We start from the raw sequence: 22,696 nt of genomic DNA on the forward strand, positions 1-22,696 counted from the left end.
TCCCGCTTGGCATCGCGATTTTCGCCGTTAGGCTCGCTCAATCCGCGTGCCCCGCCCATAAGAGGCGACGGGCGCGCCAGTTTTTTGCGGGGGATGCATCCTTGTTCGGCCTACCCATCATTCCATCGATCGCAGCGGGGTTCCTGATCCTGCTGTTGCTGCTGGGCGGCGTCGCCGCGGCCAGCAAGGGCGAAGAATTCGCCGGCCATCCCAAGGGGCTGTACGTCCTGTTCTTCGCCGAGATGTGGGAGCGCTTTTCCTATTACGGCATGCGCGCGTTGCTGATCTTCTACCTGACGAAGCACTGGCTGTTCGGCGACGGCGAATCCAACCTGATCTACGGCGCCTATACCTCGCTGGTGTACATCACGCCGGTGCTGGGCGGCTATCTCGCCGACCGCTATCTGGGACAGCGCAAGGCGGTGCTGTTCGGCGCGGTGATCCTGACCATCGGCCATCTGCTGATGGCGTTCGAGGGACAGACCGGCATCACCGATCCGATCGTCAAGCAGGCCGATCCCGCGATCAACGTGTTCTGGGCGGCGCTGGCCTGCATCATCGTCGGGTCGGGCTTCCTGAAGGCGAACATCTCGGTGATCGTCGGGCAGCTCTACAGCCGCACCGATCTGCGCCGCGACGGGGCCTACACCATCTTCTATGTCGGGATTAACGTCGGCGCGGCGCTGGGCGTGATCTTTGCCGGTTTCCTCGGGGAAACCTATGGCTGGGCGTACGGCTTCGGCGCGGCGGGCATCGGCATGCTGCTCGGCCTGATCGTGTTCGTGCTGGGCAAGCCGCTGCTGAAGGGTCAGGGCGAGGCCCCGCGCCCGCTGTCCAAGGGCACCGAATGGGGGCTGTACGGCCTTGGCGTCGCGTCGATCGGTGTGATCTGGGCACTGATCCAGTATCAGTCGGTGATCGAGACGCTGCTCATCATCTCGGGCGTCGCGCTGCTCGGCTATGTGCTGTTCGAATCGTTCAAGCTGCCCAAGGAACCGCGCGAGCGGATGTTCGCCATCCTGTTCCTGATCGCGCTGAACCCGGTGTTCTGGGGCCTGTTCGAACAGGCGGGCGGCTCGCTGAACCTCTATACCGACCGCTATGTCGATCGCGGCGGGGTGCCCGCCTCGTTGTTCCAGTCGATCAACGCGATCTACATCGTGCTGCTCGGCCCGATCTTCGCGGCGTTGTGGGTGGCGCTGGCCAAGCGCAATCTCGAACCCTCCGCCCCGGCCAAGTTCGCGCTGGCGTTGCTGCAGGTCGGCTTCTCGTTCCTGCTATTCGTGTGGGGCGCCAGGACCGTCGGCCCGGAAATCGCGACGCCGGTGCTGTTCGTCTTCCTGATCTATTTCTTCCAGACGACCGGCGAGCTGTGCCTGTCGCCCGTCGGCCTGTCGGCGATGAACCGGCTGGCGCCCAAGCACCTCGCGTCGCTGATCATGGGTGCGTGGTTCTACATGACGGCGGTCGGCAATTTCGTGGCCGGCAAGATCGGTGAGGCGACCGGCGGCCATGACGGCGAAATGACCAAGGAAGGCACGTTGTCGGTCTATAACAGCATCGGGTGGTGGACGATCGGCATCGGCGTGGTCGTGCTGCTGCTCTCCCCTATCGTGAAGCGGTGGATGCACCTCGACACGCTGGCCGACGATGCCGACCACAGCCTCGCGGGCCAGGCCGAGATCGGCGAGCCGAAGGCGGCGGGTGTGGATGTGTGGAAGGAAGAGAAATAGGGCAGTCGACAAGCTGATCAGTTCCTGGCGGGGTGTTGCTGCATTGCAGCAGCATCCCGCTCGTGCTATCCGCCCGCCATTCCGGGGGGATAGCAGATGATTAAGTATCGCGAGGATATCGATGGTCTACGGGCAATCGCGGTCCTGCTGGTAATCGCGTTTCACTGCGGCTTCGCGCGCTTCATTCCTGGGGGCTATGTCGGCGTCGACGTATTTTTCGTCATCTCCGGCTATCTCATTACCAAGATCATTTTTACCGATGCGCAGGCGGGGCGGTTTAGCATCTGGGATTTTTACGAACGACGCGTCCGGCGGGGCGTCTGCCATAATTCTACTTCCCGATGAAACGCTGCAGCAAGCGAAGAACACGGCGGCATCCGCTCTTTTTGCATCGAACATTTATTTTTATACTCAGTTCGACTATTTTGATGCTTCCTCCGAATTTAATGCCTTGCTTCACACGTGGTCTCTTTCGGTCGAAGAGCAGTTTTATATTTTCTTCCCGCCCCTGCTGGCATTTGTCCATCGCCGCTTTCCTGCAGCGCTCAAGCCCTTGGTCGGATTTATTCTCGTCATAACTCTGATTTTGTCGCAGTGGAGACTAGCTACCGATCCGTCTGCAGCATTTTATCTCGTCCAGTACCGGACGTGGGAACTGATGATCGGGTCGGTTTTAGCTCTTGGCATGATTCCCGAGTCGCGCGGTGGCGTCGTCGCCGATGTTGTCGGTGCAATTGGCCTGGGATGTATCGGCGCCAGCGCGCTACTCCTGACCAAAATCAGCAGCTTTCCCGGAATCAATGCGGCTCCCGCGTGCATTGGTGCAGCGTGCCTGATCTGGTCGGGGTCGGCCCGTCGTACGTTGGCAGGACGATTGCTTAGCATCCCGCCGGCCCGCTTTTTCGGCAAGATTTCTTATTCTCTGTACCTTTGGCACTGGCCGATTTGGGTCTTGGGCAATCAGGTGTACGAACCGAGGAACAGTGCTGGTCGGCTGGTCTACATCGCGATCGCGATCATAGCGGCGACCCTGTCCTGGCGGTTTGTCGAGCAACCGTTCCGCAAACGCGATGAGGCCGTTTCCTCAAAGCGCGTCGTGGCGATCGGTGTGGGATCGATGCTATTCGTCCTCGCTTTCGCCGCTGCCACACCGTTCGTCGCACGTGCCTATTGGCAAGTGCCTGCTCGTGTCGAGCGGGTGGCAAAGTTCATCAACTATCGCGCGGATGACAACTTCCGCGTCGGCAGTTGCTTCCTTACCACCCGCGACACATTCGCATCCTATGCGCGCGATACGTGCCTCCCCATTTCGTCGACGAAACCGAACTATCTGCTTCTAGGCGACAGCCATGCGGCGCATTTCCTGCCCGGTATGATGGCACAACGGGATCTTAACCTGCTACAGGCGACCGCATCGGGTTGCCGCCCCGTGGCCGATCCCACCGGGGAGCGTCGCTGTACGGCCTTGATGCATTTCATCACGGACGAATTCCTCCCCCGGCACCGCATGGACACGGTTATCATCTCCGCCCGTTGGGCGAATGACGATTGGCCCGCTCTGCGTCGCCAGATCGAACACGTTCGTCGCTACGCCAATCACGTCATCATATTCGGCCCGATCGCTGAATATGACCGCGCATTACCACGCGTCCTTGCCACCGCCTTGTATCGCAACGATCCAAGCGTACTGGCAGATCATCGTGTCGCCGACAGGCGCGCGCTCGATGCCGAGTTCAAACGGAAGGTACCCACGACCGGAGCAATCTACGTCTCGGTCTACGACGCAATTTGTCCTGATGGGCGTTGCACGCTTTGGACAGCCGACGGTAATCCGGTCCAATCGGATTATGGTCATCTGTCGGCGGAGGGGTCGAAGTTGATGATCGACCGAATCCGCCGTAACCATCCGTTCCCGCTCAAGTAGCGCCGGTCGGTCAGAGGGACGGGGATTTCGAACCTTAGTTGCGAAATCCCTGTTGCAACCTGCCTAAACCACGGTATTCGGCACGTCTCCCGCAGAGGGGGCGCTTAGCTCAGTTGGTAGAGCATCTCGTTTACACCGAGAGGGTCGGCGGTTCGAGCCCGTCAGCGCCCACCACCGCGCAGCGCAGGATGGGCTGCAAGCAGCACACACCATGCGCCAGCGCGGCCAGCGGGTCGAAGCCAGGCCATAAGGCGCGGCTTCGCCACGACTGACGGCCTGCGCGGGTGCGATGCGGTTTTTTGCGTGGCTCCTGAGCCGCCTTGGCCTGCGCTAGCGCAGAACGGCACTGGATGAGTGGCCTGCCGCGCCGCTCCAAGGCGACACTCCCTACGCCCAGCCCAACCCCGCCTTCGCCACCGCCTGGCCATAGCGCTCCATCCCCGCCACCGCCTGCGCGGTGAGGGCGACGAACGCCCGGCGGCGGTCGCTCGGATCCTCGCGGCGCATCAGCAGGCCGGCATCGGTCATCGCCGTGATCCAGCGCAGCGCCGTCGTCGGCGGTACGGCGGCGGCGATGCACAGGCTCGACACCGATACCGTCAGCCCCTCCAGCCGGGCGGCGAACAGGTCGAGCAGCATGTCCCATGCGGGATCGGCGAACAGGTCCCTGGGGAAATACTGGTCGCGCATCCGGCGCGCGCGGATCGCGCCGCGGACGGTTGCGGCCGTGACCTCGACCGGTGCCTCGCTTTCGGACGGGGGCGCCACGAAGTCCGACCCGCGGTCGCGCACGCCGTCGCCGGCCCCTCCGTCGCGGCTGAGCTTGAGCAGCGCTTCGGCGATACGCGCGATCTCGGCGTTCAGTCGGCGCAGGCGTTCGGCGTCGCGCTCCGCGGCGTGCATCCCGCCAGCGACACCGCCGCTCAGCGCAATCGCCGCAACCCGCTCCTCGGGCCGGGCGTCGCACAACAGGATCGCCGGGCCGCCCAGCAGGTGCAGCGACACGATGTCGAGCGCATCGAGCGGGAAGCTGGCGACGATCTGCGCCCGGTCGCGCCGGGCGCGTGCGACCAGCAGCGGCAGGGCGCGGTCGAGGTCCGCCGGATCGACGCCCGCCGCCTCGACCAGCAGCAGGTCGGCATGCGGGATCGCATCGAGCGCGTCGGCGATCTCGGCAAAGCCGATCGTGTCGCCGAGCTGTACCCCGGCCGCGCGCGCCGCCTGTGCCGCATCGTCCGCCGCGATCGCATCGTCGGCGACGATGATCGCCCGCCGCGTTGCCGGCTCACCAAATCCTTCGAACGCCGTCAAACCGTCCCCCTGTCCTATCCGTATACGGGAGCCGATAGGAGGGACGGGCCGGCTTAGTCCATCGCCTTCACGATTTCCTCGACCATCTTCTTGGCGTCGGCGAGCAGCATCATGGTGTTGTCGCGGTAGAAGACCTCGTTATCGACCCCGGCATAGCCCACCCCGCCCATCGACCGCTTGATGAACAGCACCGTCTTTGCCTTTTCGACGTCGAGCACCGGCATGCCGTAGATCGGCGAGGTCTTGTCGGTCTTCGCCGCCGGGTTGGTCACGTCGTTGGCACCGATGACGAAGGCGACGTCGGTCTGTGCGAATTCGGAGTTGATGTCCTCCAGCTCGAACACATCGTCATAGGGCACGTTGGCTTCGGCGAGCAGCACGTTCATATGCCCCGGCATCCGCCCCGCGACCGGGTGGATGGCGTATTTCACGCGGACGCCATGCTCCTTCAGCTTGTCGCCCATTTCCCTGAGCGCGTGCTGCGCCTGGGCCACCGCCATGCCGTAGCCGGGGACGATGATGACCTGTTCGGCCTGCTGCATCAGGAAGGCGGCGTCCTCTGCCGATCCGCGCTTCCACGGCCGGTCGATCGCCGCCGCGCCTCCCCCGCCGCTGTCGGTCGCGCCGAAGCCGCCGGCGATCACACTGATGAAGCTGCGGTTCATCGCGCGGCACATGATGTAGCTGAGGATCGCGCCCGACGAGCCGACCAGCGCGCCGGTGATGATCATCGCAGTGTTGCCGAGGGTGAAGCCCATCGCCGCCGCCGCCCAGCCCGAATAGCTGTTGAGCATCGACACGACGACCGGCATGTCCGCCCCGCCGATCGGGATGATCAGCAGGAAGCCGATCGCGAACGACAGCACGACCACCGCCCAGAACGGCCAGCTGTCCTGCGTATGCGCGAACTGCGCGACCAGCAGCAGGATCGCGGCCAGCGTGGCGAGGTTGATGACGTGCCGGCCGGGCAGCAGGATCGGCTTGCCCGACATGGAGCCGTTCAGCTTCAGGAAGGCGATGACCGAGCCGGAGAAGGTGATCGCGCCGATCGCGACTCCTAGGCCCATCTCGACCTTGCTGACCGGGTTGATGACCGCGAAGGGCTGTCCGATCATCGGGATCACCATCATCGCGATGCCGAACGGCTGCGGGTTCAGATAGGCGGCGATCCCGACCAGGACGGCGGCGAGACCGACTAGCGAGTGGAAGGCGGCGACCAGCTGCGGCATCGCGGTCATCGCGATGCGCTTGGCGGTGGTCAGGCCGATGACCGCACCGATCGCGATGGCGATCAGGATTTCGGCGATCGTGACGACATCATAGCTCCACGTTTCGCCATAGAGGTCGGATCGCTCCGACAGTCCGCCGACGATCGGCAGATGCGTAAAGATCGTGGTCAGCACCGCGATCCCCATGCCGATCATGCCGAGCCGATTGCCCCGCCGGCTGGTCGCTGGCGACGACAGGCCGCGCAGCGCGAGGATGAAGCACACGCCCGCCACCAGATAGGCGAAGGCGACCCATGGATTGACCGGTGCGTGCATCCCCTCACCCCTTCTTCTTGTACATGGCGAGCATGCGTTCGGTGACGGCGAACCCGCCGAAGATATTGATGCTGGCCAGCACCACGCCGAGCAGCCCCAGCCATTTGGCCCCCGGCACGCCCGCGGCGGCGGCGGCGATCAGCGCGCCGACGATGATGACCGAGGAGATGGCGTTGGTGACCGCCATCAACGGCGTATGCAGCGCCGGCGTCACCGACCAGACGACATAATAGCCGACGAAGCAGGCGAGGACGAAGATCGACAGGATCGAGAGGAAGTCCATCGAGTTATCCTTCAAGATCCTCCCCAAGCATGCTTGGGAAGGGGGACCGCCGGCGCAGCCGGGGGTTGGAGGGGCAGCGCGGTCTCGGCGATCGCTTCGGCCGCGGCGCCGGGGTCGGCTAGCACGTCACGGGCGGGGATGCGGACGATGGTCAGGCCCCGTGCAGCGAGGACGGCGTCCCGCTCAGCGTCGCGCGCAGAACGGCTCCCCCGATCATGCGCCTCGCCGTCGATCTCAATCGACAGCTTGGCTCGCGCGCAATAGAAGTCGAGCACGTACTTCAAGATCGGATGCTGCCGCCGAAACTTCAGGCCATAGGGTTCAAGTCGCAGGCGTTGCCACAGCAGCACTTCGGGCAAGCTCATTTCGCGCCGCAGGCGTCGTGCCTGTCGGACCGTCGAAGCCCCTCCACCACGCTGCGCGTGGTCCCCCTCCCCATGCGACGCATGGGGAGGATTTGAGGAGGTGATCGCTCTCACCGTTTCGCCAGCACCTGTTCCGCCAGCAGCCGCTGGATCGCGGCCGGGTCGGCGTTGCGGCTGACCTTCAGGACCATCGGCGTCGCCTGCCCGGTGACCCACAGGTGCAGGTCGCTGTCGAGGTCGAACGTCCCGGCGCTTTCGACCGAAAAGCCGGTGATCGAGCGATAGGGTACGCTGCGGAAGGCGATCTTGGAGCCGGTGATGCCCTGCACGTCGACCAGCACGAAGCGCAGGTTGGTGAGGAAGGCGGTGTCGCGGAGCGAGCGGAAGGCGGCCAGTACCTCCTCCCCCGCGATCAGGGCGTGGCCGTATTTTTCGTGGATTTCGGCCGGATCGACCTCGTGGCTGCTGAACAGACCCATTGATATTCCCCCTTCAAGCGGTCAGGCGTGTGTTCGTCACCTGGCCGTCCTGCGTCAGGCGGATCGCCTGCGTTACCTCGTCATCGGCGGGCAGGATCGGGCGGCCGGCGTCCTTGTCCCAATAGGCGGCCAGAAAGTTGTAAAGGTTGCGCGCAAACAATGCCGATGCGTCCGCGGCAAGGCGGCTTGCCACGTTGCGATGGCCGACGATGTTGACACCGTGTCGCTGAACCACCTCGCCCGCGACCGATCCTTCGACATTGCCGCCCTGTTCGACCGCGAGGTCGACGATGACGCTGCCCGGCCGCATCGAGGCGATCTGCGCGTCGCTGATGAGCCGGGGAGCGGGCCTGCCCGGGATCAGCGCGGTGGTGATGACGATGTCCTGTTTCGCGATATGGGCGGAGACCAGCTCGGCCTGTGCGGCCTGATACTCGGCGCTCATTTCGCCGGCATAGCCGCCCGCGCCTTCGCCCTCGATGCCTGCAACCTTCTCCACGAAGATCGGCTTGGCGCCCAGAGACAGGATCTGTTCCCTGGTCGCCGAGCGCACGTCGGTCGCGCTGACCTGCGCCCCCAGCCGGCGCGCGGTGGCGATCGCCTGCAAGCCCGCCACGCCGACGCCCATGACGAATACCCGCGCCGCGCTGATCGTACCGGCCGCCGTCATCATCATCGGGAAGGCGCGACCATATTCCGATGCGGCGTCGAGCACCGCCTTGTACCCCGCCAGGTTCGCCTGCGACGACAAGATGTCCATCGACTGGGCGCGGGTGATGCGCGGCATCCATTCCATCGCCAGCGCCTCCAGCCCGAGCGCGGCGTACCCTTCGATCCGCGCGCGGTCGCCGAACGGATTGAGGCTCCCCAGCAGCCATGCACCGCGCTTTGCGCCGGAAAGGCTTTCCGGCGCGGGCGCGGCGACGCCCAGCACGATGTCGGCATCGGCCAGTATCTGCGCGCGGCCGCCGATGGTGGCGCCGGCGGCGGCATAGGCGGCATCGTCGATCGACGCAGCCGTCCCCGCCCCCGTTTCCACCGCCACCTCGGCGCCGAGGCCGATCAACTTCTTAACCGTTTCGGGGGTCGCGGCGACCCGGCGTTCGCCGGCGGCCTGTTCGGCGAGCAGCGCGACCTTCACGTCAGCCCGCGATCAGATAGATGACCAGTGCGGCGATCAGGGCGCAGATCACGGTGCCCCAGGTGAACCAGCGCAGGAAGCTGTTGTACGTCCCGGCATGGGCGGGCGGGCGGCCTTCTACTGCCATCGGAACTCCTCTCGATCCGTTATCTTGGCGCAAGACTAGCGCGCCGCCACCCGCGCGCCAAGCCCTGTGCCGACGCGCCGTTCCGAGGCCGCAGGAAACGACATTGCGTCATCGGCTTAAGTCGAATTTTACGAACGTCTGCGCATGGTTGCTCCGTTACGGGACGATAGGGACACATGGACAGCATATGACGCGCGACGGGCAAAGGCTGTTGATGGTGATCGACGACGAACCGGCGCAGCGGCGGCTGGTCGCGGCGATCGCGGGGCGGCGCGGGTGGCGCACGCTGTTCGCGCGGGATGGGGAAAGCGCGCTGGCGATGCTCGGCACGCCCGACGGCATGGCGCTGGACGCGGTGCTGCTGGACCATTGGTCGCCGGATGCCGATGCGACCGCGCTGATCGCCGAATTGCGCCGCAACCGCCCGGCGCTGCCGATCCTGTTGCTCACCGCCAATGAATCGGTGGCGGGCGCGGTCGCGGCGATGCGCGCGGGGGCGAGCGATTTCCTGGTCAAGCCGATCGCCGCCGAACGGCTGCTGACCGCCCTGGAAGCCGCGGCCGGTGGTGCCACGCGCGGCGAGCTGCGCCCACTGACCGAGAAACTGTCGATGACGCTGGCATTCGAGGAGATCGTCGGGTCGGCCCCGCAATTCCGCGCTGCCCTCGCCATCGCCGCCAAGGCGGCCCGCGCGCGGGTGCCGGTGCTGATCGAGGGCGAAAGCGGGGTCGGCAAGGAAGTGGTCGCGGATGCGATCCACGCCGCATCCCCGCGCGCCCGCAAGCCGATGGTGCGGGTCAATTGCGGCGCGATCCCCGCCAATCTGGTCGAAAGCGAGCTGTTCGGCCACGAAAAGGGCGCGTTCACCGGCGCGTTCGAACGCAAGATCGGCCGGTTCCAGGAAGCGGACGGCGGCACGATCTTCCTCGACGAGATCGGCGAAATGCCGTTCGAGACGCAGGTGAAGCTGCTGCGGGTGCTGCAATCGGGCGAGATCCATGCGGTCGGCGCGCGCCATCCGCGCGAGGTGGACGTGCGCGTCATCGCCGCGACCAACAAGACGCTGACGCAGGAGGTCGAGGCCGGACGGTTCCGCGAGGACCTGTATTACCGGCTGAACGTCGTGCAGGTGACGATCCCGCCGTTGCGCGACCGCATCGGCGACATTCCCGCGCTGGCCCGCCACCTGATGGCGCGGATCGCGCAGCAGCCGGGGCTGCGGCCGCTGGGGATCACCGACGATGCCATTGCGCTGCTCGGCACCTATCCGTGGCCGGGCAATGTCCGCCAGTTGCAGAACGCGCTGTTCCGTGCGGCGGTGCTGTGCGACGGGGACGCGCTGACCCGGGCCGATTTCCCCGAGATCGCACAGATCGCGGAAGGCGGCGCGCCGCAGCCGGTGCTGCCCGCGCAACGCCACGATGTTGCGGGCGGTGTCACGCTGTTCCGCCCCGACGGAAACCTGCGCGCGCTGGAGGAGATCGAGGCCGACGTCATCCGCCTCGCCATCGGCCATTATCGCGGGCGGATGACCGAGGTCGCCCGGCGGCTGGGGATCGGGCGGTCGACGCTGTATCGGAAATTGGGCGAATTGGGGATCGACCAGAACGCCGCTTGAGGGATTTTCGCCCCCCCTTCGAAAGGTCGTCACCCCGGACTTGATCCGGGGTCCCGCTTGCTTGCTACGGCGGCAGAAGAAGCGGGACCCCGGGTCAAGCCCGGGGTGACGGGTGGGGTTGCTTCCATCGTCATTCCCGCGAAGGCGGGAATCCATTGCCGCAACGGTTCTGCGTGATCCGGGACGTCAGCGTCTATGGACTCCCGCCTTCGCGGGAGTGACGAAGAATTGGGTTCGGCCTGCAACAGGCCGTATCCCCGCGCAGGCGGGGATCCAGAGCCACAGGCGTCGCGCTTTGTAACCCTGGATCCCCGCCTGCGCGGGGATACACAAGCAAGGGCACGATACCAGTGCTTCGGGCGCCCTGGATCCCCGCCTGCGCGGGGATACAGATGTGATGACCGGCGGCTTCGATCCATCGCGGCTTGGATCCCCGCCCCCGCGGGGATACGGATCAGCTGCGTCAGGCGACCACCTCCCGCCATTCCCCCGGCGCCAGCCCTTCGACACTCCACGGCCCGATCCGCCAGCGCACCAGCCGGAGCGTCGGCAGGCCGACCGCCGCCGTCATCCGCCGCACCTGCCGGTTGCGCCCTTCGCGGATGGTGAGCGACAGCCAATGGTCGGGCACGCTCTTGCGGAAGCGTATCGGCGGCACGCGCTCCCACAGGTCGGGCGGGTCGATCGCCATCACCTCCGCCGGGCGGGTCGGGCCGTCGTTGAGCGCGACGCCCTGCCGCAGCCGGTCGAGCGCGGCGGCGTCGGGCGCGCCCTCTACCTGCACGAGATAGGTCTTGGGCAGCTTGAACCGGGGATCGGCGATCCGCGCCTGCAGGCGGCCGTCGTCGGTCAGCAGCAACAGCCCCTCGCTGTCGCGGTCAAGCCGCCCGGCGGGATAGACGCCGGGCACCGCGACATGGTCCGACAGCGTGGCACGCGCGCCCTGCGTCCCGCGATCGGTGAATTGCGACAGCACGTCATAGGGTTTGTTGAGAAGGATCAGCCGCGCCATGGCGCTCTGTCGGCGATCCGCCCCGCGCTGTCGAGGGGGCGGGAACCGCTATCGTCGCGGCACGTCCCTGCCCTATAGCCCGGTCCGCCTATCGAGGGAGAGCGCCCATGAAGACCGTTTCGACCGCCCGCGCCCATGGCGGCACGCAGGGCGTCTATTCACATGAATCGACCGCCACCGGCACGACGATGACCTTTTCGGTGTTCGTGCCGCCGCTGGACGAAGGGCAGCGCGCGCCGGTGCTGTGGTATCTCTCCGGCCTGACCTGCACCCATGCCAATGTCACCGACAAGGGCGAGTTCCGTGCGGCGTGCGCCGAGGCGGGGATCGCCTTCATCGCGCCCGACACTTCGCCGCGCGGCGAAGGCGTGCCCGACGACCCGCAAGGCGCGTGGGATTTCGGGCTGGGCGCGGGTTTCTATGTCGATGCGACCGAGGAGCCGTGGGCGAAGCATTACCGGATGCGGTCGTACGTCGAGGACGAGCTGCCCGCGCTGATCGTCAGCGAATTTCCGATGCTCGATTGCAGCCGCCAGTCGATCACCGGCCATTCGATGGGCGGGCATGGCGCGCTGACCATCGCCCTGCGCAATCCCGACCGGTTCCGGTCGGTGTCAGCCTTTGCGCCGATCGTCGCGCCGGGCCAGGTGCCGTGGGGCGAGAAGGCGCTGGGCGGCTATCTCGGCGACGACCGGTCGGCATGGCGCGCGGCGGATGCGGTGGCGATGATCGAGGATGGCGCGCGGGTGAAGGAGGTGCTGGTCGATCAGGGCGATGCCGACAATTTCCTGGCCGAACAGCTGCGGCCGGAATTGCTGGCGCGGGCCTGTGCGGATGCCGGGATCGACTGCACGCTTCGCATGCAGCCGGGGTATGACCATAGCTATCACTTCATCTCGACCTTCATGGCCGATCATGTGCGCTGGCATGGGGAGCGGTTGAAGGCGGATCGCTAGAGCTTCGTCATTCCCGCGCAGGCGGGAATCCATTGCCGCGACCGGTCGTGAAAGAAGCGCAGCGTCGGCGTGTATGGATTCCCGCCTTCGCGGGAATGACGACTATTTTCGGGGAAGCGGTGCCGGCCCGGCCTACCCCTCCCCCCGCTGCTCGATCAGCTCCAGCACGTCGCCGATCAGCGCGCGCATCGCGGCGCGGGCCGTGAGGGGGTCGCGCGCGGCGATGGCGTCGGCGACCGCGCCATGCTGTTCGACGCTGGCCGAGCGGCCGACGATCGTGTTGGTGAAGCGGATCGAGGTGTTGAGCGCGGTCGCCACCATCTCGCGGAACTGGGCGTAGAACGGGTTCTTCGCCGCCAGCAGGATCGCGACATGGAAGTCGATATCGGCGTCCAGCGCATCGTCCTCGCCCCGCTCGGCCGCCGCCATCCGTGACAGGCCCTGCCGGATGCGCGCGAGGTCGTCGTCATCGGCCGCGACCGCCGCCAGCGCCGCCGCCTCCGGCTCGATCGCGACGCGCAGCTGGTTGAACTGGCGCAGCAGCTCGACCGAGAATTTGCGGTCGAGCAGCCAGTGCAGCACATCGGGATCGAACAGGTTCCATGCCGCTGCCGGGCGGACCACCGTCCCTTGCCTCGGGCGGGCGCTGACCAGCCCCTTGGCGGTCAGCATCTTCACCGCTTCGCGTGTGACCGAGCGGCTGATGCCATGGGTCTTGCCGATCTCCGCCTCGGTCGGAAAGGGGCGGTCGTCATATTCACCGGTGACGATCGCGCGTCCCAGAGTGTCGAGCGTCGCGCGCGTCAGATTGCCGCCGGGCATCCCGGTCATCCGCACCGCCATGGTCCCTCTCTCTCCCCTTATCGGCCGCTTCGTACTGGACAGCTGCCATTCATCGTATAATTGTCCTGTCCCAAAGCGCCAGTGGGCGGTGGAGGATTAACATGCGTCTGTCGACGATCGATCTGATCGTGGTCGTGATCTACGCGATCGGCATCTTCGGGCTGGCCCAATGGGTCAGCCGCGACAAGGGCGGCCATCAGAAGGACAGCTCGGACTACTTCCTCGCGTCCAAGTCGCTGCCATGGTGGGCGATCGGCGCGTCGCTGATCGCGGCTAATATCTCGGCCGAACAGATCGTCGGCATGGCGGGGTCGGGCTATGCGATCGGCCTCGCCATCGCCTCCTATGAATGGATGGCGGCGCTGACGCTGCTGATCGTCGGCAAATTCTTCCTGCCGATCTTCCTGCGCAACGAAATCTACACGATGCCGCAGTTCCTCGAACAGCGGTACGGCCCGTCGATCCGCACGCTGATGGCGGTGTTCTGGCTGGCGCTGTACGTGTTCGTGAACCTGACCAGCATCATCTGGCTCGGCTCGATCGCCGTCACGCAGGTCGCGGGCGTCGACCAGACGGTGGCGCTGGTCGGGCTGGGCCTGTTCGCTTTGCTCTATCAGTTGCGGGGCGGTTTGAAGGCGGTGGCGCTGACCGACATCGTGCAGGTCACGCTGCTGGTGTTCGGCGGGCTGACCATCTCGTATCTTACGCTGTCGCAGATCGGGGGCGATGCCGGGGTGATGGGCGGATTCGCCGAGCTGACGCGGCGTGCGCCCGAAAAGTTCGACATGATCCTGTCGCGCGACAATCCCTTCTACAAGGACCTGCCGGGCCTCTCGGTGCTGATCGGCGGCATGTGGATCGCGAATTTGAGCTATTGGGGGTTCAACCAGTATATCATCCAGCGGGCACTCGCCGCGAAATCGCTGCCCGAGGCGCAGAAGGGCATCGTGTTCGCGGCATACCTCAAGCTGCTGATGCCGCTCGTGATCGTGGTGCCCGGCATCGCCGCGGTCGTGCTGGCGCCCGACCTCGCCAAGCCCGACGAAGCCTATCCGACGATGATGCGGCTGCTGCCCTCCGGGTTGCTCGGGCTGGTCTTTGCGGCGCTGATCGCCGCGATCATCGCGTCGACTGCGTCGAAGATCAATTCGATCGCGACCATCTTCACCCTCGACCTCTATGCCAAGCGCACCAGCGAGAGCGGAGCGATGGATGCGGTGATGGAGCGCAAGCTGGTCCGCAGCGGCCGCATCGCCGCGACCGTCGCGATCCTGATCGCGATCCTCGCCGCGAAGCCGCTGCTGGGCGGCGCGGACCAGGCGTTCCAGTTCATCCAGGAATTTTCGGGCTTCTTCACGCCGGGGATCACCGTGATCTTCCTGCTCGGCCTGTTCTGGAAACGGGCGACCGAGGCCGGCGCGATCGGCGCGGCGATCGCGTCGGTCGTGCTGTCGTGGCTGTTCCGCACGGTCGCACCGGGCATTCCGTTCATGGACCGGATGGGGATCGTGTTCCTGCTGAGCCTCGGCCTCGCGGTCGTGCTGTCGCTGGCGATGAAGGGGCGTGGCGATGCCAATCGCATCACCATGCAGGGCGTGTCGTTCGGCACCTCGACCGGCTTCAATGTCGCCGGGCTGGGCGTCGTCCTGATCCTGATCGCGCTGTACGCGACATGGTGGTGAGCCCGTTCATCGCGATCGACTGGGGCACGACCAACCGGCGTGCGTACCGGGTCGAGGACGGGCGCATCGCCGCCACGCTGCGCAGTCCGCAGGGCGTGTCGACCACGCCGGCTGATGCCTATGCGCAGGAACTGGCCGCGATCCGGGCGGAGCTGGGCGACCTGCCGGTGCTGATGGCGGGCATGGTCGGGTCGACGATCGGGTGGCGGGTCGCCCCCTATGTCGCGGTGCCGGCGGATATCGCCGACATTGCCGCGCAGTTGACGTGGATCGACGACCGTACGGCGATCGTGCCCGGCCTTTCTTTCACCCGCAGCGGTCACGGGGACGTGATGCGCGGCGAGGAGGTGCAGCTGCTCGGCGCGGCGCTCGCCGGACAGGTTCCGGCGGACGCGCTGCTGTGCCAGCCGGGCACGCACTGCAAATGGGTCGAGCTGACCGGGGGCAAGGTCACGGCCTTCACCACCGCGATGACCGGCGAGCTGTTCGCGCTGCTGAAAGGCGGTGGCGTCCTCGCGCCGCAGCTGGCCGCGCCGGTCGCCGCCGGGGATGCGTTCCGCGAGGGCGTGCGCGAAGGGGCGAAGCGTGACCTCGCCGCCAGCCTGTTCGGCATCCGTGCGGCGCATGTGCTGGGTCTGCGCGACGATGCGGACGCCGCCTCCTATGCCAGCGGCGTGCTGATCGGCAGCGACGTCGCTGCGCGCATCGGCGACGGCCGCGACGTCCACCTCGTCGCCGATGGCGATCTCGCCACCCTCTACGCCACCGCGATCGAGACCCTGAACGGCCGCGCCCTTGTCAGCGGGTGCGAGGCCGCCTTTATCGCCGGCATCACCCAGATCCGAAAGTTGTCCGCATGAGCCATCTGTCCGCCTTCGACGCCGCCTTCGCCCGTTGCCCGCTGGTCGCGATCCTGCGCGGGGTACAGCCGCATGAGGTGGAGGCGATCGGCGACGCGCTGATCGACGCCGGCTTCACCATCGTCGAGGTACCGCTCAACTCGCCCGATCCGTATGAGAGCATCACCCGCCTGTCGAAGAAACTGGAGGGCTATGCCGTGGTCGGCGCCGGCACGGTGCTGCGCGTCGAACAGGTGGAGCAGGTCGAGGCGGCAGGCGGCACGCTGATCATCGCGCCCAACGCCAACACGGCGGTGATTTCGGCGGCAGCGGAGCGCGGGCTGGTCGCCATGCCCGGCATCGCCACCCCGACCGAGGCGTTCGCGGCGCTGGACGCCGGGGCCGCGGCGCTGAAACTGTTCCCGGCCGAAGCCGCCAGCCCGGCGGTGATGAAGGCGATGCGCGCCGTCCTGCCCCGCGACGTGCGGATGCTGCCGGTCGGCGGCGTCGTGCCATCGGTGCTGGAGGATTGGCACAAGGCCGGTGCGGCCGGGTACGGCCTGGGGTCCGCGCTGTACGTGCCAGGGATGGACGCGGCGACGGTCGGCGAGCGCGCGCGGGCGTTCGTCGCGGCGTGGACTGCGCTGGAGCGGTAGGCGGGGTTCGGCACGCCGGCGCAGGCCGGGGTACGGGGAATGATTGCTCGAGCGCACGAGGTTCGCCGCAGGCTTCGGCCGAGCGGTAAGCCATAGCCGCCGATGTCGCGAATTCAGCCGAACCGGCAGCGTGTATGGATTCCCGCCTTCGCGGGAATGACGGAGTTGGTAAGGGCGGTTCGAGCCGACAATCCTGGCCCACCAGCTCGACCGTACCCCCGCGCAGGCGGGGGTCTAGAGCCAGGCACGGCAAGAGTTGCGCGCTTGACCCTGGATCCCCGCCTGCGCGGGGATACGGCACGCGGGAAAGGGTCCCGGCTCCATCAGAGGGGATCGAACGGTTTCCGGCCCCGGCAACCGAACGCGGCGTAACGAGTTTGCAGGGGCATGCCGACCCGAGCCCTTCGAACCAGCGACGCATCGCCGCTTGCCCGCGCCCTTCCTATTATCTGCGCCGTCTCGCAGCTGCTGACCCCGCTCCTGCCGGGGATCGGCATCGGGCGGAGCATCGGTGAGCAGTCGAACATGGTGCGAACGCTGGTGACGCCCGCCGGTTGGGCGTTCGCCATCTGGGGCGCGCTCTATACCGGCACGATCGTATTCGCGGTGTATCAGGCGTTGCCGAAGCAGCGCGGCAACCCGTTGCTCGCGCGGTTGCGGATGCCGGCGGCGGGTGCGTTTCTCGGCAATGCGCTATGGGCGGCCTATACACAGCTATTCGGGCTGAGCTTTCCGTCGGCGATCATCATCCTGTTCACGCTCCTCTGCCTGATCGCGACGCTGAGGACCTTTTCGGGCTGGCCGCACGGCTTTTCCGCCGGGGAGCGCTGGTGCGCCGCGCTGCCGCTGACCGCGCTGACCAGCTGGCTGACGGTCGCGTCGATCGTCAACATCGCCGCGACGCTGCGCTTTCACGGGGTCGATGCCGGGGCCGCCGCGCCGCTGGTGTCGGCGCTGTTGCTGGTGGTGGCCGGCGCGATCGCGGCGGCGGCGCTGATCGCGACGCGCGGCTGCCCGCCCTATGCGCTGGTATTCCTGTGGGCGCTGGCGGCGATCTGGGCGGCGGGCGGACAGGCGGCGACGCTGGTCGCGCTCGCGGTGCTTGCCGCCGCGCTGCTGGTGGTCGTGGGGACGCTCACCGGGCTGTCGCGCGGTGGCGTGCGGCACTGGCTGGGGCGGTAGGGCAGACCGCGCGTCGTAGGAGAAGAACCGGGACCCCGGCGCAAGGCCGGGGTGACGTGGGGTTTTGGGTCAGCTTGCGCGTAGCGGTCCCAGGTCGCCCAGCCCGACCGTGCCGCTGGCCATCGCCAGCATCCGGTCGAGCGACACCTTCGCCTTCACCCGCAGCCCTTCCTCGATCTCGATCCGCGGCGACAGGTCGCGGAGCGCAATATAGAGCTTTTCCAGCGTGTTGAGCGCCATGTACGGACAGATATTGCAGTTGCAGTTGCCGTCCGCGCCGGGCGCGCCGATGAAGTTCTTGTTCGGCAGCGCCTTTTCCATCTGGTGGATGATGTGCGGCTCGGTCGCGACGATCAGCGTGTCGCCGGGGAATTCGCTGGCATAGGACAGGATGCCGCTGGTCGACCCAACATAATCAGCATGGTCGAGGATGATCGCCGGACATTCGGGATGCGCCGCGACCGGGGCGTTCGGGTGTTGCGCCTTGAGCTTCAGCAGCTCGGTCTCGCTGAACGCCTCGTGCACGATGCACACACCCGGCCAGAGCAGCATGTCGCGGCCGGTCTTGCGCATCAGATAGCCGCCGAGATTGCGGTCGGGACCGAAGATCACCTTCTGGTCGGCGGGCAGCTGCGACAGGATCTTCTCGGCGGAGGACGAGGTGACGATGATGTCGCTGAGCGCCTTCACCTCGGTCGAGCAGTTGATGTAGGTCAGCGCGATGTGATCGGGATGCTGCGCGCGAAACGCGGCGAACTGTTCGGGCGGACAGCTGTCCTCCAGCGAACAGCCGGCATCCATGTCGGGCAGGATCACCGTCTTGTCGGGCGACAGGATCTTCGCGGTTTCCGCCATGAAGCGCACGCCGCAGAACGCGATGACATCGGCATCGGTCGCCGCCGCCTTGCGGCTGAGGTCGAGGCTGTCGCCGACGAAGTCCGCCAGGTCCTGAATCTCGGGCTTCTGGTAATAATGGCCGAGGATGACGGCGTTGCGCTCACGGCGCAGCCGGTCGATTTCGGCCAGCAGGTCGGTGCCGGTGGGCAATTCGGTGCGCGCGTTCATCATCGTCTCCCTGTGACCGAGCCCCTAGGTCGGTCGCGGTTCGTCTGCAAGCCGGGTGTCGTGATCCCGATCGCCGTACCCCCGCGCAGGCGGGAGTCCAGGGTCACCGTCGCCGACCTTGGTTTTTTGCGGCTCTGGATCCCCGCCTGCGCGAGGATAGGGTCGCGGTCGACCGGCTTGTCATCGTCGGTTACCCAGCACCTCGGCGGGCGGTGCGGACACGTCCCAGCGTTCGCCGTCCCGCCGGCCTCGCTCCGCCGGGAAGGTGACGACCACCCGCACATCGCCCTCGCCCGCCGCCGCCAGCGGCGCGGCGAGGAGGCGGGCGAGGTTGGCGCGCGCCAGTTCGCGGGCCTGTGCCAGCCGCTCGGGGCTGCGCGCCTCGCGTTCGGCGCGGGTCTGCGCCACCGCCGACACGCGCTGTGCCAGTGCCGCCGCCGCCTCACGCGAGACGTAGAGGCCGCTGGTCTGGACCAACGTCCGCCCGGCTTCGTCGATATTCGGTTTGGCGACGGTCACGTCGGGGGCGTCGACCACCAGCGTCCGCGTGTCCGCCGACCAGCTGAGTGCGCCCTCCCCAATGCTCCCCAGATCGACGAAGTAATCGACCGAATAGGGCATTTTCACCACCTGGTCGCTGCGCAGCCAGCCGAAGCCGCGCACGTCGCTGGCTGTTGCCTGCAACGTGCCCGACAGCGAGGCGACCTTGAGCGCACTCGCCCCCGACAGCCGCGCGGTGATGATCCGCGTCACCGCCTGTCCGCTATCGGGTTCGGTAGTGACGGTGTATTTTTCCTCATAGTGGCGCCACAGCGTCCAGCCGCCGAATGCGAGCGCGATCAGCAGGACGACCGCCACGCCCAGGCGGATCGCCTGCGGCCTTACATGCGCTGCCATGTCGCGCCCTCCCGCCGGACGATACCGCGCCGTTCCATGTCGATCAGATGCGCCAGCACCGAGCGTTCGGCCGCGCCCAGCAATTTGGGGTGCAGCCCGACATACATGACCGCGACCATTGCAGGAATGTCGTGGGTCCCACGTTCGATCGCGCGGGCGATCTGCCCCTCGCGCTGCTTGCGGTGGCCGAGCATCCCGCGCACCAGCCGGCGGGGATTGTCGACCTGATCGCCGTGCGCGGGATAATAGACCCGGTCCTCGCGGCCCAGCAGCTTGTCGAGACTGGCCATGTAATCGCCCATGTCGCCATCGGGCGGCGAGACGATGGTGGTCGACCAGCCCATGACATGATCGCCGCTGAACAATGCGCCGCTTTCGGGCAGCGCGAAGGCGAGGTGGTTCGACGTGTGCCCCGGCGTCGCGACCGCGACCAATGTCCAGCCGTCGCCCGCCACCGCCTCGCCGTCGGCCAGCACCCGGTCGGGGCGATAGTCGATATCGAACGCGGCATCGGCGCGGGGGCCTTCGTCGTCCATCGTCAGCGGCGCGCAACCGATGATCGGCGCGCCGGTCCGCTCGGCCAGCGGCTTCGCCGCGGGGCTATGGTCGCGGTGGGTGTGGGTGCACAGGATCGCCGCAACCTTCCGGTCGCCGACCGCCGCCAGCAGCGCGTCCAGGTGCACGTCGTCGACCGGCCCCGGATCGATGATCGCGACCGCACCGCTGCCGCCGACGACGAAGCTCTGCGTACCGGTGTGGGTATAGGGGGATGCGTTGCGCGCCAGCACGCGCGTCACCAGCGGTTCGAGCGGCTGGGGGATACCGGGGGGAGATTCGGCCATTGATCGTCAGATGGCGGCGGCACGCGCCCGATGCAAGGCAACGGGCCGGCCGGCAGAGGCGCCGACCGGCCCTGCCACGAACGAACGGGGCAGAACGTCCGTGGATCCGGTATCAGTCGGCGTGATCGATCTGCGACTGGAGCTCGCGGATGCTCTCGTCGATCCCCTCCAGCGCACTGGTGCGGGCGATGGCGGGCATGTCCTTGTTCGCGACGATCGAGGCGCGTGCCGAGCGGAGGCCGGCGAGTGCCGAGCGCATCCCCTGCCGAGCATAGACCTGCCCCTGCGCGGCCTGCAGCCGTCCCAGCTCCGCCCGTTCCGCACCCAGCGCGGCCAGCCGCTGGCCTTCGCGGGCACGCAGCATCCCCTGTTCGGTGATGGCGCGGATACGGTCGGAACAGATGACCGTGACCTGCTTGCCGCCTTCGGTGCGGGTCACGCTGGTCTGGCTGCCCGGACCGCAATTTTCGTTGACGATATTGACCTCGGGCACGGTGTTGACCGTCTGGCGCAGCAGCTTGCCGTTGCCGTCGAAGGTCTGCACGACGATCTTGCGCACGTCGCCCTCGCCCTGGCGCACCAGGCGGGTGGTCTGGCCGTTATGCGTCGTGGTGAAGCTCGCCGGCATCGCCGGACGGGCCGGGGTCGCGGGCTGCGCCGGCAGGGCGGTGGTCGCCGCGATCGCCCGCACCGCCGGTTGCGGCATCGGCGCGGGTGCGGCCGGTTCGGCCGGGATCACCGGCAGGGTCGCGGCCTGGGCCGGCACGATCGCTGCGACCGGGGCGAGCACGTCCGCCGCCTTCGCCTCGACGCTGGCGATATCGACGCCGGTCGCGGTTTCGACCTTCGAACGGATTTTCTCGGCGGCTTCCGTCCCCGATGCGGTCAGGCCGAGGCCGATCACCGCCAGCGTCAGCGTGGCACCACCGGCGATGCGGCGGGTGGCGGGCGACATCACCCGGTGCTTCGACAACATGATGAGTCTCCCTTTCAGTTCGTTGACGCTGTGCAGGTGGCAGGCGGCGGACAGCCCCTGGCCATGCGCGGATTTGACGATGGCGGTGGCATAGGCGTGGCGGACGCCCGGCGTGGCACGGGCGAGCACCATCGCGTCGCACGCCATTTCCTGATCCGCCCGGAACGCCCGGAACGCGCGCCACGCGACCGGATTGAACCAGTGGCAGCCGAGCACGATCAGCGCGACCCAGTTCGCCAGCAGGTCGCCGCGGGCATGGTGGCCCAGCTCATGCGCCAGCGCCAAGGCCTGCTCCCGCTCGTCATAGCGTTCGCGGAAATCGACCGGCATCGCGACGTAGCGATGGACCACGCCGAAGGCGAGCGGCCCGGCGGCATGGCGCGTCTCGATCATCTTGACGTGGCCGTTCGCTAGCCCCTTCGCCCGGCCCGACGCCAGCACCTTCGCGCAGAAGCGCTGATGCTGCACGATATGCCACGCGACGAACGCGACCGCGCCCAGCAGCCACAGCGCGACGACCAGCAGCGGCACATCGGCCATGCCCCAGCCCTGCGGCAGCGCCGGCACCTCGGCCACCGGCACGCCCAGCATGATGATGCCGGGATCGGTCGCCGCACCGATCGGGTGGAACTCCACCGGACGCCAGCTTTCGGGAATGGGGGGCAGGATCATGCGCAGCGCGGGCAGCGCCCACAGCGCATAGGCCGCCTGCGGACCGAAGCGCCGCGCGACGGGGCCGCGCAACATCAGCACCAGCAGCATCAGCAGCGTCGTCGCCGCGATCGTCTCTACCGCCCATCCGATCATTGTTTCAGCGCCTTTAACAGAGCCTCGATCTCGTCGATTTCACGCGCGCTCAGCTGGTCGCGTTCGGCCAGATGCGCGACCAGCGGCGTCAGGCTGCCGCCGAACAGCTTGTCGATGAACCGTTGCGATTCACCCGCGACATATTCCTCGCGCGCGACCAGCGGCCGGTAGCGATAGCGCCGCCCGTCCTCCTCCGCACCGACCACGTCCTTGGCCAGCAACCGCCCCAGCAGCGTCTTGACGGTGTTCGCGGTCCAGCCGCGCGACGGGGCGACGCGTTCCACCACCTCCTGCGCGGTGAGCGGGTTCTGGTCCCAGAGCACTTCCATCACGGCATGCTCGGCATCGCTGATTCGTTCGGCCATGAACAATGACTACACCCGTGGTCGTTACGTTTACAAGCGTAATCTTTGC

Annotated in this window: 23 protein-coding genes and 1 tRNA gene; 10 read left to right on the forward strand and 14 right to left on the reverse strand. The window is 67.0% G+C overall.

Going from position 1 to position 22,696, the window contains the following annotated elements; genetic code table 11:
* The first annotated feature begins 101 nt into the window (after positions 1–101).
* The 4 genes from AVT10_RS12335 to AVT10_RS12350 all read left to right on the forward strand — a co-directional run bounded on the left by AVT10_RS12335 (position 102) and on the right by AVT10_RS12350 (position 3,831).
* Entirely contained in the window at positions 102–1,733 is a 1,632-nt protein-coding gene (locus tag AVT10_RS12335) for a peptide MFS transporter (RefSeq protein ID WP_066691822.1), read from the forward strand.
* Between the two features lie 96 nt (positions 1,734–1,829).
* On the forward strand, positions 1,830–2,078 hold the full coding sequence (locus AVT10_RS18905) for an acyltransferase family protein (RefSeq protein ID WP_066691825.1): 249 nt from the start codon (positions 1,830–1,832) through the stop codon (positions 2,076–2,078).
* Positions 1,993–3,657, forward strand: coding sequence for an acyltransferase family protein (locus AVT10_RS17910; RefSeq protein ID WP_084401673.1), 1,665 nt, complete (start codon positions 1,993–1,995; stop codon positions 3,655–3,657). The genes AVT10_RS18905 and AVT10_RS17910 overlap by 86 nt, the downstream gene beginning before the upstream one ends.
* A gap of 98 nt (positions 3,658–3,755) precedes the next feature.
* Positions 3,756–3,831 (forward strand) — tRNA-Val (locus AVT10_RS12350).
* 213 nt (positions 3,832–4,044) lie between these two features.
* Here AVT10_RS12350 and AVT10_RS12355 read toward each other — a convergent pair.
* The 7 genes from AVT10_RS12355 to AVT10_RS17915 form a co-directional block, all read right to left on the reverse strand.
* Positions 4,045–4,968 (reverse strand): winged helix DNA-binding protein, encoded by a 924-nt coding sequence (locus tag AVT10_RS12355; protein WP_066691834.1) that lies wholly within the window; start codon positions 4,966–4,968, stop codon positions 4,045–4,047.
* Positions 4,969–5,021: 53 nt separating this feature from the next.
* Positions 5,022–6,512 (reverse strand): NAD(P)(+) transhydrogenase (Re/Si-specific) subunit beta, encoded by a 1,491-nt coding sequence (locus AVT10_RS12360; RefSeq protein WP_066691836.1) that lies wholly within the window; start codon positions 6,510–6,512, stop codon positions 5,022–5,024.
* Between the two features lie 4 nt (positions 6,513–6,516).
* Positions 6,517–6,795, reverse strand: a complete 279-nt coding sequence (locus tag AVT10_RS12365) for an NAD(P) transhydrogenase subunit alpha (RefSeq protein ID WP_055757824.1) — start codon at positions 6,793–6,795, stop codon at positions 6,517–6,519.
* A gap of 11 nt (positions 6,796–6,806) precedes the next feature.
* Positions 6,807–7,160 carry an endonuclease domain-containing protein gene (locus tag AVT10_RS12370; RefSeq protein ID WP_066691839.1) on the reverse strand — a complete coding sequence of 118 codons (354 nt, stop codon included), beginning with the start codon at positions 7,158–7,160 and terminating at the stop codon, positions 6,807–6,809.
* Positions 7,161–7,270: 110 nt separating this feature from the next.
* Complete coding sequence (locus AVT10_RS12375; protein WP_066691841.1) at positions 7,271–7,639, reverse strand: PH domain-containing protein; 369 nt, start codon at positions 7,637–7,639, stop codon at positions 7,271–7,273.
* Positions 7,640–7,652: 13 nt separating this feature from the next.
* The gene (locus tag AVT10_RS12380; RefSeq protein WP_066691843.1) at positions 7,653–8,780 is read right to left on the reverse strand and encodes a Re/Si-specific NAD(P)(+) transhydrogenase subunit alpha; all 1,128 of its coding nucleotides are present in this window, start codon (positions 8,778–8,780) and stop codon (positions 7,653–7,655) included.
* Between the two features lies 1 nt (position 8,781).
* Entirely contained in the window at positions 8,782–8,907 is a 126-nt protein-coding gene (locus tag AVT10_RS17915; protein WP_084401675.1) for an aa3-type cytochrome c oxidase subunit IV, read from the reverse strand.
* Positions 8,908–9,094: 187 nt separating this feature from the next.
* Between AVT10_RS17915 and AVT10_RS12385 the strand changes: the two genes are divergently transcribed.
* Positions 9,095–10,525, forward strand: coding sequence for a sigma-54-dependent transcriptional regulator (locus AVT10_RS12385; protein WP_066691844.1), 1,431 nt, complete (start codon positions 9,095–9,097; stop codon positions 10,523–10,525).
* A gap of 463 nt (positions 10,526–10,988) precedes the next feature.
* Here AVT10_RS12385 and AVT10_RS12390 read toward each other — a convergent pair whose 3' ends face one another.
* Positions 10,989–11,537, reverse strand: coding sequence for a pseudouridine synthase (locus tag AVT10_RS12390; RefSeq protein ID WP_066691845.1), 549 nt, complete (start codon positions 11,535–11,537; stop codon positions 10,989–10,991).
* Between the two features lie 107 nt (positions 11,538–11,644).
* On the opposite strand from AVT10_RS12390, the gene fghA reads away from it, so the two are divergent.
* Entirely contained in the window at positions 11,645–12,493 is an 849-nt protein-coding gene (fghA, locus tag AVT10_RS12395) for an S-formylglutathione hydrolase (RefSeq protein WP_066691846.1), read from the forward strand.
* Between the two features lie 132 nt (positions 12,494–12,625).
* Here the strand turns inward: fghA and AVT10_RS12400 are convergent, their stop codons facing one another.
* The gene (locus AVT10_RS12400) at positions 12,626–13,324 is read right to left on the reverse strand and encodes a FadR/GntR family transcriptional regulator (protein WP_332307351.1); all 699 of its coding nucleotides are present in this window, start codon (positions 13,322–13,324) and stop codon (positions 12,626–12,628) included.
* Between the two features lie 113 nt (positions 13,325–13,437).
* Between AVT10_RS12400 and AVT10_RS12405 the strand changes: the two genes are divergently transcribed.
* The 4 genes from AVT10_RS12405 to AVT10_RS12420 all read left to right on the forward strand — a co-directional run bounded on the left by AVT10_RS12405 (position 13,438) and on the right by AVT10_RS12420 (position 17,695).
* Positions 13,438–15,018: a sodium/sugar symporter gene (locus AVT10_RS12405; protein WP_066691852.1), complete on the forward strand. Its 1,581-nt coding sequence runs from the start codon at positions 13,438–13,440 to the stop codon at positions 15,016–15,018.
* Complete coding sequence (locus AVT10_RS12410; protein WP_066691856.1) at positions 15,009–15,878, forward strand: 2-dehydro-3-deoxygalactonokinase; 870 nt, start codon at positions 15,009–15,011, stop codon at positions 15,876–15,878. The genes AVT10_RS12405 and AVT10_RS12410 overlap by 10 nt, the downstream gene beginning before the upstream one ends.
* A complete protein-coding gene (locus AVT10_RS12415; RefSeq protein ID WP_066691859.1) occupies positions 15,875–16,513 on the forward strand; it encodes a 2-dehydro-3-deoxy-6-phosphogalactonate aldolase in 639 nt (212 codons plus the stop codon). The genes AVT10_RS12410 and AVT10_RS12415 overlap by 4 nt, the downstream gene beginning before the upstream one ends.
* A 387-nt stretch (positions 16,514–16,900) precedes the next feature.
* A complete protein-coding gene (locus AVT10_RS12420; RefSeq protein WP_066691862.1) occupies positions 16,901–17,695 on the forward strand; it encodes a hypothetical protein in 795 nt (264 codons plus the stop codon).
* Between the two features lie 69 nt (positions 17,696–17,764).
* On the opposite strand, the gene nadA is transcribed toward AVT10_RS12420, so the two are convergent.
* The 5 genes from nadA to AVT10_RS12445 all read right to left on the reverse strand — a co-directional run bounded on the left by nadA (position 17,765) and on the right by AVT10_RS12445 (position 22,647).
* Complete coding sequence (nadA, locus tag AVT10_RS12425; RefSeq protein WP_066692755.1) at positions 17,765–18,760, reverse strand: quinolinate synthase NadA; 996 nt, start codon at positions 18,758–18,760, stop codon at positions 17,765–17,767.
* A 180-nt stretch (positions 18,761–18,940) separates the two neighbouring features.
* Positions 18,941–19,657, reverse strand: coding sequence for a DUF4230 domain-containing protein (locus AVT10_RS12430; RefSeq protein WP_066691869.1), 717 nt, complete (start codon positions 19,655–19,657; stop codon positions 18,941–18,943).
* On the reverse strand, positions 19,642–20,499 hold the full coding sequence (locus tag AVT10_RS12435; RefSeq protein ID WP_066691871.1) for an MBL fold metallo-hydrolase: 858 nt from the start codon (positions 20,497–20,499) through the stop codon (positions 19,642–19,644). Before AVT10_RS12435 ends, AVT10_RS12430 begins: the two co-directional genes overlap by 16 nt.
* Before the next feature lie 112 nt (positions 20,500–20,611).
* Positions 20,612–22,282, reverse strand: a complete 1,671-nt coding sequence (locus AVT10_RS12440) for a M56 family metallopeptidase (RefSeq protein ID WP_066691873.1) — start codon at positions 22,280–22,282, stop codon at positions 20,612–20,614.
* Positions 22,279–22,647: a BlaI/MecI/CopY family transcriptional regulator gene (locus tag AVT10_RS12445; protein WP_066691874.1), complete on the reverse strand. Its 369-nt coding sequence runs from the start codon at positions 22,645–22,647 to the stop codon at positions 22,279–22,281. Before AVT10_RS12445 ends, AVT10_RS12440 begins: the two co-directional genes overlap by 4 nt.
* Between the last annotated feature and the right edge of the window lie 49 nt (positions 22,648–22,696).

The sequence above is a fragment of the Sphingomonas hankookensis genome, assembly GCF_001619955.1.
Lineage (GTDB): Bacteria > Pseudomonadota > Alphaproteobacteria > Sphingomonadales > Sphingomonadaceae > Sphingomonas > Sphingomonas hankookensis_A.

What these genes read in the sequence shown, in the direction of transcription:
- AVT10_RS18905 (WP_066691825.1), top strand. Translation starts at nt 1,830, where the DNA reads ATGATTAAGTATCGCGAGGATATCGATGGTCTACGGGCAATCGCGGTC.
- AVT10_RS17910 (WP_084401673.1), top strand. Translation starts at nt 1,993, where the DNA reads ATGCGCAGGCGGGGCGGTTTAGCATCTGGGATTTTTACGAACGACGCG.
- AVT10_RS12360 (WP_066691836.1), bottom strand. Translation starts at nt 6,512, where the DNA reads ATGCACGCACCGGTCAATCCATGGGTCGCCTTCGCCTATCTGGTGGCG.
- AVT10_RS12365 (WP_055757824.1), bottom strand. Translation starts at nt 6,795, where the DNA reads ATGGACTTCCTCTCGATCCTGTCGATCTTCGTCCTCGCCTGCTTCGTC.
- AVT10_RS12370 (WP_066691839.1), bottom strand. Translation starts at nt 7,160, where the DNA reads ATGAGCTTGCCCGAAGTGCTGCTGTGGCAACGCCTGCGACTTGAACCC.
- AVT10_RS12375 (WP_066691841.1), bottom strand. Translation starts at nt 7,639, where the DNA reads ATGGGTCTGTTCAGCAGCCACGAGGTCGATCCGGCCGAAATCCACGAA.
- AVT10_RS17915 (WP_084401675.1), bottom strand. Translation starts at nt 8,907, where the DNA reads ATGGCAGTAGAAGGCCGCCCGCCCGCCCATGCCGGGACGTACAACAGC.
- AVT10_RS12385 (WP_066691844.1), top strand. Translation starts at nt 9,095, where the DNA reads ATGACGCGCGACGGGCAAAGGCTGTTGATGGTGATCGACGACGAACCG.
- AVT10_RS12390 (WP_066691845.1), bottom strand. Translation starts at nt 11,537, where the DNA reads ATGGCGCGGCTGATCCTTCTCAACAAACCCTATGACGTGCTGTCGCAA.
- fghA (WP_066691846.1), top strand. Translation starts at nt 11,645, where the DNA reads ATGAAGACCGTTTCGACCGCCCGCGCCCATGGCGGCACGCAGGGCGTC.
- AVT10_RS12400 (WP_332307351.1), bottom strand. Translation starts at nt 13,324, where the DNA reads ATGACCGGGATGCCCGGCGGCAATCTGACGCGCGCGACGCTCGACACT.
- AVT10_RS12405 (WP_066691852.1), top strand. Translation starts at nt 13,438, where the DNA reads ATGCGTCTGTCGACGATCGATCTGATCGTGGTCGTGATCTACGCGATC.
- AVT10_RS12410 (WP_066691856.1), top strand. Translation starts at nt 15,009, where the DNA reads ATGGTGGTGAGCCCGTTCATCGCGATCGACTGGGGCACGACCAACCGG.
- AVT10_RS12415 (WP_066691859.1), top strand. Translation starts at nt 15,875, where the DNA reads ATGAGCCATCTGTCCGCCTTCGACGCCGCCTTCGCCCGTTGCCCGCTG.
- AVT10_RS12420 (WP_066691862.1), top strand. Translation starts at nt 16,901, where the DNA reads ATGCCGACCCGAGCCCTTCGAACCAGCGACGCATCGCCGCTTGCCCGC.
- nadA (WP_066692755.1), bottom strand. Translation starts at nt 18,760, where the DNA reads ATGAACGCGCGCACCGAATTGCCCACCGGCACCGACCTGCTGGCCGAA.
- AVT10_RS12430 (WP_066691869.1), bottom strand. Translation starts at nt 19,657, where the DNA reads ATGGCAGCGCATGTAAGGCCGCAGGCGATCCGCCTGGGCGTGGCGGTC.
- AVT10_RS12435 (WP_066691871.1), bottom strand. Translation starts at nt 20,499, where the DNA reads ATGGCCGAATCTCCCCCCGGTATCCCCCAGCCGCTCGAACCGCTGGTG.
- AVT10_RS12440 (WP_066691873.1), bottom strand. Translation starts at nt 22,282, where the DNA reads ATGATCGGATGGGCGGTAGAGACGATCGCGGCGACGACGCTGCTGATG.
- AVT10_RS12445 (WP_066691874.1), bottom strand. Translation starts at nt 22,647, where the DNA reads ATGGCCGAACGAATCAGCGATGCCGAGCATGCCGTGATGGAAGTGCTC.